Source organism: Pseudomonas sp. Ors-4-3C (genome assembly GCF_055755035.1).
In genome coordinates, this window is sequence record NZ_CM146900.1 from 6,024,203 (window position 1) to 6,037,900 (window position 13,698).

At 61.9% G+C, this 13,698-nt stretch carries 12 protein-coding genes; 2 read left to right on the top strand and 10 right to left on the bottom strand.

Annotated elements, in window-relative coordinates; translation table 11 throughout:
* Positions 1 to 119: 119 nt before the first annotated feature.
* Genes ACVHNU_RS27280 through ACVHNU_RS27305 form a run of 6 tightly spaced genes read right to left on the bottom strand, consistent with a single transcriptional unit; the run spans position 120 to position 4,371 of the window.
* Complete coding sequence (locus ACVHNU_RS27280) at positions 120 to 1,799, bottom strand: ApeI family dehydratase (RefSeq protein ID WP_473018648.1); 1,680 nt, start codon at positions 1,797 to 1,799, stop codon at positions 120 to 122.
* Complete coding sequence (locus tag ACVHNU_RS27285; protein WP_473018649.1) at positions 1,796 to 2,341, bottom strand: COG4648 family protein; 546 nt, start codon at positions 2,339 to 2,341, stop codon at positions 1,796 to 1,798. Before ACVHNU_RS27285 ends, ACVHNU_RS27280 begins: the two co-directional genes overlap by 4 nt.
* Positions 2,338 to 2,592: an acyl carrier protein gene (locus ACVHNU_RS27290; protein ID WP_003220947.1), complete on the bottom strand. Its 255-nt coding sequence runs from the start codon at positions 2,590 to 2,592 to the stop codon at positions 2,338 to 2,340. The genes ACVHNU_RS27285 and ACVHNU_RS27290 overlap by 4 nt, the downstream gene beginning before the upstream one ends.
* A 9-nt stretch (positions 2,593 to 2,601) precedes the next feature.
* Entirely contained in the window at positions 2,602 to 2,877 is a 276-nt protein-coding gene (locus ACVHNU_RS27295; RefSeq protein WP_003220949.1) for a phosphopantetheine-binding protein, read from the bottom strand.
* Complete coding sequence (locus ACVHNU_RS27300; RefSeq protein WP_103521131.1) at positions 2,861 to 3,667, bottom strand: lysophospholipid acyltransferase family protein; 807 nt, start codon at positions 3,665 to 3,667, stop codon at positions 2,861 to 2,863. The genes ACVHNU_RS27295 and ACVHNU_RS27300 overlap by 17 nt, the downstream gene beginning before the upstream one ends.
* Positions 3,643 to 4,371 carry a beta-ketoacyl synthase chain length factor gene (locus ACVHNU_RS27305; RefSeq protein WP_473018650.1) on the bottom strand — a complete coding sequence of 243 codons (729 nt, stop codon included), beginning with the start codon at positions 4,369 to 4,371 and terminating at the stop codon, positions 3,643 to 3,645. Before ACVHNU_RS27305 ends, ACVHNU_RS27300 begins: the two co-directional genes overlap by 25 nt.
* 351 nt (positions 4,372 to 4,722) lie before the next feature.
* On the opposite strand from ACVHNU_RS27305, the gene ACVHNU_RS27310 reads away from it, so the two are divergent.
* Entirely contained in the window at positions 4,723 to 5,493 is a 771-nt protein-coding gene (locus ACVHNU_RS27310) for a ParA family protein (RefSeq protein WP_103485568.1), read from the top strand.
* Positions 5,494 to 5,606: 113 nt separating this feature from the next.
* Here the strand turns inward: ACVHNU_RS27310 and trxC are convergent, their stop codons facing one another.
* On the bottom strand, positions 5,607 to 6,041 hold the full coding sequence (gene trxC, locus ACVHNU_RS27315; protein ID WP_473018651.1) for a thioredoxin TrxC: 435 nt from the start codon (positions 6,039 to 6,041) through the stop codon (positions 5,607 to 5,609).
* A gap of 372 nt (positions 6,042 to 6,413) precedes the next feature.
* Here trxC and ACVHNU_RS27320 point away from each other — a divergent pair, with 372 nt between their 5' ends.
* Complete coding sequence (locus ACVHNU_RS27320; protein ID WP_473020105.1) at positions 6,414 to 6,761, top strand: helix-turn-helix domain-containing protein; 348 nt, start codon at positions 6,414 to 6,416, stop codon at positions 6,759 to 6,761.
* Positions 6,762 to 6,767: 6 nt separating this feature from the next.
* Here the strand turns inward: ACVHNU_RS27320 and selO are convergent, their stop codons facing one another.
* Genes selO through ACVHNU_RS27335 form a run of 3 tightly spaced genes read right to left on the bottom strand, consistent with a single transcriptional unit; the run spans position 6,768 to position 13,410 of the window.
* The gene (gene selO / locus ACVHNU_RS27325; RefSeq protein WP_473018652.1) at positions 6,768 to 8,231 is read right to left on the bottom strand and encodes a protein adenylyltransferase SelO; all 1,464 of its coding nucleotides are present in this window, start codon (positions 8,229 to 8,231) and stop codon (positions 6,768 to 6,770) included.
* Between the two features lie 48 nt (positions 8,232 to 8,279).
* Positions 8,280 to 11,633 carry a mechanosensitive channel MscK gene (gene mscK, locus ACVHNU_RS27330; protein ID WP_473018653.1) on the bottom strand — a complete coding sequence of 1,118 codons (3,354 nt, stop codon included), beginning with the start codon at positions 11,631 to 11,633 and terminating at the stop codon, positions 8,280 to 8,282.
* Positions 11,634 to 11,667: 34 nt separating this feature from the next.
* A complete protein-coding gene (locus ACVHNU_RS27335; RefSeq protein ID WP_003220963.1) occupies positions 11,668 to 13,410 on the bottom strand; it encodes a potassium/proton antiporter in 1,743 nt (580 codons plus the stop codon).
* Between the last annotated feature and the right edge of the window lie 288 nt (positions 13,411 to 13,698).

The following is a 13,698-nucleotide window of genomic DNA, read 5'->3' on the forward strand; positions in this document are numbered from 1 at the left end:
CCCCACTGTGGCGAGGGAGCTTGCTCCCGCTCGAGTGCGCAGCACTCGCTCGCAGTTTTTCGTGATCCGAGTTTGGGGCCGCTTCGCAGCCCAGCGGGAGCAAGCTCCCTCGCCACAGGTTATGCATCGGCGGCTCCTAGCAGGATTCGCCCGCTGGAGCAGGTCGCGGTGTCGTTGCGGTAGGCGAAATACAGCTTGCCGCGTTCGGGATCGAAACGCAGGTGTAGCTGGACTTCATCGCCCGGGCGCACCAGTTGCTGGAATTTCAGCACTTCCATGCCGGCAAATTTGCCGGGCAGGTTCAGCAGGTGTCGGCCGAGTTTCAGAGCCCATTCGACTTGCACCACGCCGGGCAGCACCGGGGCCTTGGGGAAGTGACCGCTGAAGTAGGCCAGGTCCGGCGGAACACTCAATTGCAGGCTCCACTCGCCGTCGGTCTCGACCTGTTCCAGCACTTCCGGGGCTTTCGGCCGTGGCGCCAGCAACAGCGCTTCGATGTCGGCCTGCGGCAGCTTGCCCTGGCTGTTCAGCGGCAGTTGCCGCACCAGACGCCAGCGCCGGGGCAAGGCCAGGGCTTCGCAATGCTGGCTCAGGTGTTTGCGCAGGGCTTCGGTCAGGCTGCGACGGCCCTGTTCACGCAAGGCAAACAGGCCCGCGTCGCTGAGCACCAGCAAGGCACCCAGCACCGCGCGGTTTTCCTGAACCACGCCCAGGCGTGCTTCGGCGACCCAGTCGTGGGCGATCAGCGCCTGTTCCAGCATCGGCAGGGAGATACGTTTCTCTTCGAGTTTGACGATGCGGTCCAGCCGCCCGAGCAGTTCGAAACGCCCGTCGGCAGCGATGCGCGCGGCGTCGGCGGTGTGTTCGACATGCCCGGCGGGCAAATAGGGGGAAGCGATCAGCAGGGCGCCGTCGCTGTCCTGACTCAGTTCAACCCCGGCGAAGGGCTGCCACAGGCTGGCGCCCTGACGCCAGGCGATGCCACCGGTTTCCGAGCTGCCGAGGATTTCCGTCGGCCACTGGTGCAGGCGTTGCTGCAGACTCTGTGCTGCGTCTGCCGGTAACGCACCGCCGGAGGAAAACACCCGGCGCACGGCACTCAGGGCCGGCCAGTCGAGGTTGTCGCCCATGCGTTTGAGCAGCGCCGGGCTGGCGACCCAGGCGAAGGCCGGGTGTTCGCGGCTGGCGCGCTGCAGGTCTTCCGAGAATGCCAGTTGCTTGCGCCCGAACGGACGTCCGGCGCACAGCGGCCACAGCACCCGGAACAACAAACCGTAGATGTGCTGGGTGGCGACGCTGCCGATGATCCAGGCTTCACCGAGATCCGCGCCCCACAGTTGCTCCAGTGCTTCGACCTCGTTGGCCAGTTGGCGCAGGGTCTTGTCGATGCGCTTGGGTTCACCGCTGGAGCCGGAGGTGCACAGGCTCAGGCGGCACTGCTCGAGATCGAGTTCGGCGCCGGTCAAGGCAGGCTGCAGCAGATCGCTAAAGTGAGCATCATCGGGGTGATCGCTCAACCACAGATCGACCTCACTCGACCAGCGCTGGCGGGTCTGCGCTTGCAGGTCGGAGGGCAGCAGGACGGCGACGCCGGCGCGCCAGGCTCCGAGCAGGGCGATGGCGAGGTCAGCGGCATCTTCCAGATGTACCGCCATGCGCTGCACGCCGCGTGCCTGCAGGCCGGCGGCAACGCTCAGCGCCTGCTCGCGCAGTTGTGTGTGGTCGAGCGCCGGGGCGGCGCTGATCGCGCGCTCCGGCAGGGCCTTGAGCAACAGTTGCTCAAGTTTTATCCAGTTCATTTACGGCCTCTTACCCGTTGTCGTATCAGCCATTCAATGGCAAACATCAGGCCGATCAATCCGTAGGAGATCAGGCCGGTGTACAACATCCACCAATGCAGCGGCGCCCACAGGGTCAGGAGCGCGGCGCACAAACCGTTGCAGAAGAAAAACACGCTCCAGGCCATGGTGACCTGGCGGGTGTAGCGGATCGCCTCGGGCGGCAGGTGCGGCTCGCGCAGTCGCGCCAGACGCTCGACCATCGGCGGCCCGTATTTCAGACTCAGGCTGAACAGCACCAGCATGAAGCCGCTGATCAACACCGGATACCAGCGCAGCAACAGCGGACTGTCGAACAGCGCCAGCAGCAGGCAGAACACGATCGCCACACAGGCCATCCAGCGGCTGCCGGGCTTGCGCTCGCCGGTCAGTGCGCGCGCCAGCCACAGGCCGCCCAGCAGCAGTCCGAACTGCCACGGGGCGAAGTGCTCCATGCCGAAATACACCGCAAAGGGGTACAGCAGCCCCGCCAACAGCAGGCCGAGGCCGATCAATCGGCTCATGCGGCCGGTTGAACCAGACGGTAGACCGCCTCGACCACGTCACCGACAGTGCGCACCGATTTGAATTCTTCGGCGGCGATTTTTTTGCCGGTCTGGCGTTTGATGTGATCGATCAGGTCGACCGCGTCGATGCTGTCGATTTCCAGATCCTGATACAGGTTGGACTCCAGGCTGATCCGCGCCGGATCCAGTTCGAACAGCTCGACCAAGGCATCGCGCAGGGTGTTGAAAATGTCGTCACGAGTTTGCATGGTCCGGTCTCAAGCTGCCTTTTTTGCCGTGACGAATGCCGCAAGGCTTGCCACGTTGGTGAAGTGGTTACGGGTGTCTTTGGCGTCGGCGTCGATTTTGATGCCGTACTTTTTCTGGATCGCCAGACCCAGTTCCAGTGCGTCGACGGAATCCAGGCCCAGGCCTTCGCCGAACAGCGTCTGTTCGTCGCCGATGTCGTCGACGCTGATGTCTTCAAGGCCCAGGGCGTCGATGATCAGCAGTTTGATGTCGCGCACCAGGCCAGGGTTATTCAGATCGCTCATCTTCGGCGAGCTCCTTAATGTAGTAAGAGTGCAAATAATCATTGAGCTTGCGCGAGGCCTGCGGTGCAGGGCCTTGCGTGGCGAAAGTCTGTGGATCTATATCGGCCCCGATACGAAAACTGAAGTGCACGCGGCGGTGAGGGATGCGATACCACGGTTCGGCCTTGGTCAGGGTGGTCGGATTGACCTTGATGACCACTGGCGTAAGGATTTTCGCACCGCGCAGGGCAATCGCCGCCGCCCCCCGATGAAAGGCTGGCGCCTGACCGGGTTGGGTGCGCGTGCCCTCGGGGAAAATGATCAGGGTCTGGCCGTTTTGCAGGGATTCGGCCGCGGCATCGAGCATGTCCATGCTGCCGTCATTGCTGATGTATTCGGTGCTGCGCAGCGGGCCGCGGGTGAAGGGGTTTTCCCACAGGCTTTTCTTCACCACGCAATTGGCCTGGCGCACCAGGCCGATCAGGAACACCACGTCGATCAGCGACGGGTGGTTGGCGATGATCATCTGCCCCGGCCGGCCGAGGCGTTCCGCCCCTTGAATGTCGTAGGTCAGGACGCCGGTGCGGGCCATGAACCGCACGAAAAACCAGAACAACCGACTGACGGTCTGCCGCGCGCGCTGGCGATGCTTGAGCGCGTCTCCCGGCAAATAGCCGAGCAACGGGAACACCAGCAGGCGCAGGCACAGCCCGCCCAGCCCGAACAGAGCGAAACTGGCGGCGGTGGCCAGCAAGCGCCAGTAATAGGCGTCGCGGTTCTTCGCGGTCACGGGTTGCGTTGCCAGGTCCATACACGATTTTTCCAGGCATGTTGGCAATGGGATTGCTGGCCGAGCAGGGTGCGCAACAGATTGAGCGCGTGTGGCCATTGCGTTTTGGACAGTGCCTCCGGGCCGCTGTTCAGGGTCAGCCGCCAGTCGGTACCGGGAGTGAGCAGCAGGCCCAGCGCATAAGGGAACGGGACGTCGTCGATCCACTGCGAATAGGCCTGGGGCGGCTGCTCTTCGGTGATGATCAGCAGCACCGCCGGAGCGCCTTCGTCGAGCAGGGCAGCGGCTTCGAGGATGCCGTGTTCCAGGCCATCGCCCGCCGCCGCGAGGGCGGTCATTTCGCTGATTTCGCCGCGCATGATCGACCACAGACCGATGATTGCGTTGTGCACCGACAGGCTGAACTGGGTTGGTGACAACGGCTCGTCCTTGGCCAGATCACTGAGGATCTCGAAGGTACGCGGGGTTTCGCCGTGGCGCGAAACAAACACCAGCGGCAGGTTCTCCCGTCCGTCGGCCAGCGGCCAGCCGACACTGAACGCCATGCGCGCCAGGCGGCTGAGCCGACGGCGCTGCATCGCCGGCAGAAACGACACATCGGGCGCGACATCGCTGCCCGGGAGCACGACCGGTTGTCGGCTCCAGGCCTGCCACGCGTCCACGCTGTCGAGCCCCGGGGCCCACGCGCGCCATTGGGCGATGTTGAAGTTGATCACGGAGTTCATCCCGCCCCTGCGGGCTTTTATGACGCTTTGAGTCGCCAAAGCCGCGGCTGACCTGACGTGGCGCTTGGCGCCGGGTGGCGCGCATTATCCCGGTGCGACGAGTGTGTAGCAAATGTTGGTTACGTTTTGCTCAACGAAATGTACTGAGTGGTTCGCAGAAAAACTGTCACTTGGCCATTATCCGGATCGTGGGGGATTTGTCTGTCGGGCCTATCAGCGCACACGGGAGGTTTTTGCCCTCTGTTCCCGCTGATTTTTGCGCCTGACTCTGTAGTCCGCGTCGTTGAAGGTAGCGAAGCGCACGCACAGGCAACTACACTCGGTCATTCTTTGATACACGGAGGTTTTGTCATGCGGCGCGTGGTGTTCAATCAGAAAGGTGGAGTGGGCAAATCCAGCATTGCCTGCAATCTGGCGGCGGTGAGTGCCAGCGAGGGCTATCGCACGCTATTGGTCGACCTCGATGCCCAGGCCAACTCCACTCAGTATCTGACGGGGCTCACCGGGAATGACATACCGATGGGCATTGCCGACTTCTTCAAGCAGACCCTGTCTTCGGGGCCGTTCTCGAAGAAAAACCAGGCCGACATCTACGAAACCCCGTTCGACAACCTGCACATCATCACCGCCACCGCTGAACTGGCCGATCTGCAGCCCAAGCTTGAGGCCAAGCACAAGATCAACAAGCTGCGCAAATTGCTCGATGAGCTGGATGGCGAATACGACCGGATTTATCTCGACACCCCTCCCGCGCTGAACTTTTACGCGGTATCGGCACTGATTGCCGCTGATCGTGTGCTGATTCCCTTCGATTGCGACAGCTTCTCGCGTCAGGCGCTGTACGGCCTGCTAGCGGAAATCGGAGAGTTGAAGGAAGACCACAACGAAGGGCTGGAAGTCGAAGGCATCGTGGTCAACCAGTTCCAGGCCCGGGCCAGCCTGCCGCAGCAGATACTCGATGAGCTGATTGCCGAGGGCTTGCCGGTGCTGCCGGTGTACCTGAACAGCTCGGTGCGCATGCGCGAGTCGCACCAGGCCAGCACCCCGCTGATCCACCTCGACCCACGGCACAAACTGACGCAGCAGTTCGTTGAGCTGCACAACCTGCTCGAAGACCACTGATTTTCCTGTGAGAGCGAGCCTGCTCGCGAAGAGGCCAGCACATTCAACATCTCTGTTGACTGAACGGACGCCTTCGCGAGCAGGCTCGCTCCCACATTGGGTTCTCTGGAGGGTCAGATGCCCTGGCTACGCAGCCACGCCATCAACTGCGGCAACGGAAATGCCCCGCTCTGGCGTGCCACTTCCCGACCGTTCTTGAACAGAATCAGGCTCGGAATCGAACGAATCCCCAACTGCGCCGACAACTGTTGATTGGCCTCGCTGTCGAGCTTGGCCAACCGGCACTTGGCCGCCAACTGCGCCGCCGCCTGCTCGAACACCGGTGCAAACGACTTGCACGGCCCACACCAGTCCGCCCACACATCCACCAACAACGGCAGATCACCTTTGATCTGGCTGGCGTAGTCGCCTTGCTTGAGTTCGAACGGCTTGCTTAACAGCACCGCGGATTTGCAGCGCCCGCACTTCGGCTGATCGCCCAGGCGTTCGGCGGGGATGCGGTTGAGGCCGTTGCAGGCGGGGCAGGGGATAAGGAGTGGTTCAGACATGATGGGCTCTCGGGCAGGAAGTCTATAAGTCTGATCTGGAGGCAAAGTCGCGATTATCAAGGAATTGGTCTGTAGGTCATTACCATCGTCACTTAAGGAAAGGACCTAAGCGCGTCGGGGCCGAGTCTGATTATCCGTATTTGATCCAATTGATATCTTGTGCCGACATGAATGGAATAACTCTTGGACTCCATCCCTATGGCCTTCACAACGGGTAAACGTCTTTCGCTCTCACAGCTTTTAGAAGGATCCGAGTTTGTTAAAGACTTAAATGTCCGCGCGATTTACTCGCTTGCCGGGGACTTTGTTGGTTTCGAGAATGTTTGGCTAGATTCCGGTGCTGACCAAAATCCGGATTTCTTTCCTCGTCCTCTGCGTCGGCCAGAAAATGAAGATGACTACGACGCCTTGGTTCAGGCCGTCGACGAGATCCTTGAGATAACCGGTGATGATGGCTCGCACCCACTCGCGAGTCTGCTGGACATCATCAGTGACTGGATTGCCGAGTGGGATCGCACACACCATCCGATGGCCGATGCGAGCGGAGAAGAGGTCCTCGGCTACATGATGCGCGAACATGGTCTGACTCAAAGCGATCTGCCGGGTGTGGGTACTCAATCCGTTGTTTCAGAAATTCTGAACGGCAAGCGCAAATTGAACCTGCGGCAAATTCGCTGGTTGGCCGACTACTTCAAGGTGCCTGTAGAGGTGTTCATCTAGTCTGCCTCAAGACGAACAACTGATCTCCAGATGCTTGCCCCACTCCGGCGGCCGCTCGGCATAACCCTCCATCCCTGGCTGTTCGTCGAACGGTTTGCTCAGCACCGCATGCAGCCGGCGAACCTCGGAGTAGTCGCCTTGTTCGGCGGCGTCGATGGCTTTTTGTGCCAGGTAGTTGCGCAGGATGTACAGCGGATTGACCGCGTGCATCCGTGTGCGGCGTTGCGCCTGGTCGCTCTCGCCATCGCGGGCAACCCGGGCCACGTAGCGCTCGCCCCAGGCATCGAAGCCTTTGATGTCGACGAAGTCATCGCGCAGGCGGGCGACGGCTTGCTCTGCGGACTGGTCGCCGAGGCGGCGGAAAAACAAGGTGTAGTCGACGCCGCTGTTTTGCATCAGTTGCAGCAGGTCTTCGAGCAGTTTCTGGTCGTCGTCTTCGGCGCTGGTGAAACCGAGGCGGCGGCGCATCAGGTCGAGGTAGTGCGCCTGGAACAACGGCAGGTACAAACCGAGGGTTTCGCGCAGGGCTTCGACGCTGATGAACGGCGTCAGGGCCTGGGCCAGGGCACTGAGGTTCCACTGGCCGATCGGCACCTGATTGCTGAACGAGTAGCGGCCCTGATCATCGGAGTGGTTGCAGATGAAGTTGGCGTCGAAATCGTCAAGGAAGGCGAACGGGCCGAAGTCGAAGGTGATGCCGAGGATCGACATGTTGTCGGTGTTCATCACGCCGTGACAGAAGCCGTAGGCCTGCCACTTGGCGATCAGTTCGGCATTGCGCTCGACGATCTCGCGGAACATCGCCAGATACGGCTCCGGCTGCTCCAGGCATTCGGGATAGTGCATCGCCAGTACGTGCTCACCGAGCTGTTTCTGCTGCTCGGGACGCTTGGTGTAGTAGAAGTATTCGAAGTGGCCGAAGCGCACATGGCTCGGCGCGAGACGCAGCACCATCGCCGCGCGCTCCTGCTTTTCGCGCCACACCGGAGTGTCGGAGCCAATCACGCAGGCGGCGCGCGAAGACGGGATGTTCAGCGCGTGCAGCGCTTCGGAGGCGAGGAATTCACGGATCGACGAACGCAATACCGCGCGGCCATCGCCCATGCGCGAAAACGGCGTCTGCCCGGCGCCCTTCAAATGCAGGTCCCAGTGCTCGCCAGCGTTGTTGTAAACCTCGCCCAGCAGTAAGCCGCGACCATCGCCCAGTTGCGGCGTGTAGCCACCGAACTGGTGCCCGGAATAGACCATCGCCCGTGGCTCGGCATCCGCCCATAACTTATGGCCGCCGAACAGTTCGGCGAATTCCTGAGTGTCAGCCGTCGCCGGCTCGAGATCGAGCAAGGCCAGGGCCGCCGGGCTGGCGACGACCAGACGCGGGTTGTCGATCGGTTCGGGCAGCACGTGGGCGGAGAACGCGTCGCCCAGGCGAGCGAAGCGATTGTCGAAGGTCAGTTCGTCGAGGGCTTTCAAGGGCCTGCTCCAGCAGAATGTCCGAGCATTCTGCTGGGATTAGACCGGTTAGTCGAGTTTGGCCGGCGGCGGCTCTTGCAGCGGCTTTTGCTCGCCGCTGATCGGTACGATGGTTTTGCTGTCGTCCTCGACCGGCACCAACTTGTATTCCTGGCCGTGAAGGTTTTTCAGATACACCTCCATCTGGCGGAACGAGATGTTGATGTGCTGCTTCTTGAACTCGCGGTTGATGAAGCGGTTCACTTCGTCGATCACCGGGTTGCGGTCACCGAGGTCGCGCACGTGCATGCGCAATTCGTGGTCGAGGGTGCTTTCGCCGAAGTTGAGGAAGTACACGTGCGGCTCGGGTTCCTTGAGGACGCGCGGGTTTTCCCGGGCGGCCTTGAGCAGCAGTTCCTTGACCAGATCCAGATCGGAGCCGTAATCCACGCCGAGTTTCAGGGTGACGCGGGTGATGGTGTCGGTCAGCGACCAGTTGATCAGTTGCCCGGTGATGAACGTCTTGTTCGGGACAATGATGTCCTTGCGGTCGAAGTCGGTGATGGTCGTGGCGCGGATGCGGATCTTGCTCACCGTGCCGGACAGGTTGCCGATGGTAATGGTGTCGCCGATCCGCACCGGGCGTTCGAACAGGATCATGATGCCGGAGATGAAGTTAGCGAAGATCTCCTGCATGCCGAAACCGAGGCCGACCGACAGCGCCGCCACCAGCCACTGCAACTTGTCCCAACTGACGCCGAGGGTCGACAGCGTGGAGACAAAACCGACGCCGGCGATCACGTAAGACAGCAGCGTCGTGGTCGCATAGGCGCTGCCCTGCGCCAGATTGAGTTTCGACAGCACTAATACTTCGAGCAGACCCGGCAAGTTGCGCGCCAGCGCGAAGGTAATGCCGATGATGATCAGCGCACCGAGCATGTCGCCGATGCTGATCGGCACCATGCTCATGTTGGCGCCGGTGCCGCTGGTGTATTCGTAGAGGGTGATGTTGTCGAGGTACGAGAACACGGAGATCAGGTCGGCCCAGACCCAGTACAGCGCGGCGATGAAGCCACCGAGCAGCGCCAGACGGATCAGACGCAGCGACTGTTCGTTGACCTTTTCGATGTCCAGGGTCGGCTCTTCGATCACCGCTTCGCCGTCGCCGGCCTCTTTCGCGGCCTGGCGTTTGGCCAGGGCGCGCTGGTAAGCCAGACGGCGTGCGGCAACCGCCAGACCACGCACGAACGTGGCTTCGATCACCAGCCAGAACATCAGCAGGTACAGCGTGTTGATCAGCCGGTCGCTGAGTTTCAGCGCGGTGTAGTAGTAGCCGAAGCACACCGCGACGAACAGGGCGATCGGCAGCAGGGTGAACATGATGCCCACGGCCTTGCGGAACAGCGAAGCGTTTTCATGGGCCGGACTGCTGATCAACAGGCGGCTGAGCAGCCATGCCATCAGCGCATAGCAGGTCAGCACCACCGGCATGCCCAGTACGTCGTCTGCCAGCGCCGCCGGTTGCAGCTCGGCGACGGCCACGACGGCCACCAGTGCCATGACCACCAGACCCAGGCGACGTACCCAGCCTTGAAGGAATTCGACCTGCGGTTTTTCCCAGCGAAAGTGCAACTCGGCCACGCCGCCCGGCGCGAGAATCCGGTAGGCGGTGTAGAACACCAGCCACGCCTGGCCCATTTGCAGCAGCGCCGCGCCCATGTTGGCGTTTTGCCCGCGGGCGTCGATTTGCAGGGCCAGACCGCACAGGCCCAGACCCAAGGCTACCGGCATCGCCAGCAGAATGTTGATCAGGATCGCCTGCGGCGTGTGCCACTGGCTGTCGCGCTTGAAGTGACCGATGTCCTGGTGAACCTTGTTCAGCCGCGCATACAGATGTTTGCGCCGCCATAGCAGCGCGCCGATCAGAAGGGCCAGCGGCAGGAACAGCAGTGGACGCTGGGTCAGACCGTCGGTCAGTTCGCTCAGGCTTGAGGCCCACGGCAGGGTGTCTACCTGACGTTGCAGACGCTCCGGCACGCCGCGCAGCCATTCGGCGTCCAGCGGCTTGTTGCTGGGAATCCAGAACATCTGCTCATCAAGGGTCGCGCGCAGGCTTTGCGCGGTGCTCAGCAGTTGTTTCTGATTGAGCTGCAGGGTGATCGATTCGTTGAGCACCGCGCTCAGTTCGCGGTTCAGGCGCTCCAGCAGATCGGCGCGGGTATTGGCCAGCTCCAGCAGGCTCCTGCGCAGCTGCGGGGTGACTTGCTCCGGCGGCTGGGTGGAGAGCAGATTGTCGACGTAGGTCGCCGGGTTGCTCAGCAGTTCGCGCTGCTGGCTGACTTCGAACTGATACAGGCGAATGTCGGCGATCTGGTCCGCCAGGTCGCGGTCGACCTTGAGTCGTGGCAACGCCTGTTTCTGCTTATAGAGAATCTTCGACAGCAACAGGCTGCCCTTGAGCACGTTGATCTGCTCGTCGAGGGCCGAGTCGCTCTGGGTCAGGCTGTCGAGTTGCTGTTTGGTCTGCAGGTTCTGCTGGGTGACTTCGTTGAGGCGGTCAGTGCTTTTGAGCAAGTAGTCCGAAAGCTTGAGGTTGGCCGCGCTTTCGCTGGCGAGCAGGCTGCTGCCGCCGGCCTTCTGCGCCTCGATCGATTGCTGGGTAACGGTTTCCTGCGACTGCGCCAGACGTTTCTGGTTGATCAGGGTCTGCAGTTCCTGGATCTCGCGGTCGAGACGGTCGGATTTCTCCGAGAGCAAATCGTGCTGGCTGTTGCCCAGATCCTGCAACTGGCTGTTGCCCGCCAGTTCCTGACGGCGCAGCGGGATCAGCGCGTTCAGCGCGGCCAGTTCGGCGTTCAACTGGTCGCGTTGTTCGGCGCTGACGGTCTTGCCGCTGTCCTTGCCGGACTTGAGGATGGTGTTGATCTGCTGGATGCGCGTCTGGCTGGCGGAGATTTCCGCTTGGGCGCGCTCGGGACGGGTCTGGGCGGTGATGATCAGGCTGTTGGCATCAGCCAGCGCTTTTTGCAGATCGCTTTGCTGGGTCGAGCGATCCGTGAGGATCTGCTCCAGCTGCGGGATCGACTCCCTGGGGAAGCGCTGCGCCATCGGCACCACCGCCGTGGCCTTGAGGCGTGCCAGTTCGCGGGTGTTCTCGATGGTCTGCCGCGGGGCGGAGGCCAGTTGTTGCTTGAGGTCGATCAGCTTCTGGTCGTAGTCACGCCGGTTGTTGAGCTGATTGAGGGTATTTTGCAGGACCGTCTGCAGGGTCTTTTTATCGGCATCCGGCAGTTTGCTGTCGGCCAGTTTGTCCAGGCTGGCCTGCACGGCTTCGCTGGACGGTGGTTCGGCGGCATACAGCGGGCCGACGGAAAGACTCAGGCCCAGCAGGGCCGCGAAAAAGAAAGAGCGCAGGGTAGGCATAGAGACCGGTCAAGCAAGTGATAGTGGACGCAGTTTAGAGGAAGAGACCGGGACCCGGGCGACTTCCTTCGGGGAATCTGACGCCCACTTTGCCGATCTTGTTCCCGTCCATGACCGCAACCGTCCAGTGGGTGTTGTTCCACTCCACCTGGTCGCCAACGATCGGTGCACCACCGACCTTCTGGGCAATGAACGCACCCAGCGTCATGTCCGGATCGATGCCCTCGGCCGGCAACCCGTAAAGCGCTGCAACCGCTTTAAGCTGGGCGTCTCCTTCGAGTACGAAGTCACCGAAGAAGCGCAGATCCAGACCACGTTGAGGCGCCTGGCTGAACAGTTTGCCGAGGGCCGGAAGGTTGTGTTCATGGCCGATCACACACAGCAAATCATCGACTTCCAGCACCGTACTACCCGACGGATGGAGCAGTTGCTGGCCACGAAACAGCGCGGCGATGCGGGTACCTTCGGGCATTTTCAGCTCGCGCAGGGGCGAACCGATGCACCATTTTTCGGCGCCGAGCTTGTAAACGAACAGCTCCCACTCGCTGGTGATGTGCACTTCCAGCGCTGAACGGGAGATCGGCGCAGGCTCCGGCGGCACCGTCACCTTGAGCAGTTTGGCCACCCACGGCAGGCTCGTGCCCTGCACCAGCAGCGACACCAGCACGATGAAGAACGCGAGGTTGAAGTACAGCTGCGCATTCGGCAGCCCGGCCATCAACGGGAACACCGCGAGAATGATCGGTACCGCGCCGCGCAGACCGACCCAGGAAATAAACGCTTTCTCGCGGCCATGGAACGCCTTGAACGGCAGCAGGCCGACCAGCACCGACAGTGGCCGGGCGAACAGAATCATCCACAGCGCCAGACCCAGCGCGGGCAGGGCGATGGGCAGCAAGTCATGCGGGGTGACCAGCAGCCCCAGCACGAGGAACATGCCGATCTGCGCCAGCCATGCCATGCCGTCGAGCATGTGCAGGATGCCGTGACGGCTGCGCACCGGGCGGTTGCCGATCACCAGACCGCACAGGTACACCGCGAGGAAGCCGCTGCCGTGCAGGGCGTTGGTCAGGGCGAACACCACCAGACCGCCGGCGATCACCAGAATCGGGTACAGGCCGGTGGCGAGGTTGATCCGGTTGACCAGTTGCAGCATCAGCCAGCCACCACCCAGACCGATCACGCCACCGATGCCGAACTCGCGCACCAGATGCCCGAGCAGGCTCCAGTGCAGGCCGGTCTGGCCGCTGGCGAGCATGTCGATCAGGGTCACGGTGAGGAACACCGCCATCGGGTCGTTGCTGCCGGATTCGATTTCCAGGCTGGCGGTCACCCGTTCGTTGAGGCCTTTGCCGCCGAGCAGCGAGAACACCGCGGCGGCGTCCGTGGAGCCGACGATGGCGCCGATCAGCAGGCCCTGAATCAGGTTCAGGTCGAACAGCCACGCGGCGGCCATGCCGGTCAGCCCGGTGGTGATCAACACCCCGACCGTCGCCAGCGACAGCGCCGGCCACAAGGCCACGCGGAAACTCGAAACCCGGGTACGCAAGCCACCGTCGAGCAGGATCACCGCCAGTGCGAGGTTGCCGACCAGATAGGCCGTCGGGTAGTTATCGAAAATGATCCCGCCGCCATCGACCCCTGCGGTCATGCCGACCGCGAGGATGATCACCAGAATGGGGATGCCGAGACGGGAGGAAAGTGAGCTGACAAGAATGCTCGCACCTACCAGCAACGCGCCGATCAAGAACAGGCTGTTGATGGTCGTCGCATTCAAAGGCAGTACTCCAGAAGCGTAAAGACGGGCACAAACTGACCATGCAGTCTGCGTGCCAGCGATTCTAACCTGTTGAAATGTGATGCTGTCAAAAAGCTTTTTACGCTATGGGATTTGAGGTATGGGTTCGGCTGGGGATCGCTACCCTCACCCTAGCCCTTTCCCGGAGGGAGAGGGGACCGACCGCGGGGTTTGTTCAAGTTACACCGACCTGCAATATCGAGCCGAACTCAAAATCTGCAAAGCCCCCAATGTGCTCCCTTTCCCCCTCTCCCTCTGGGAGAGGGC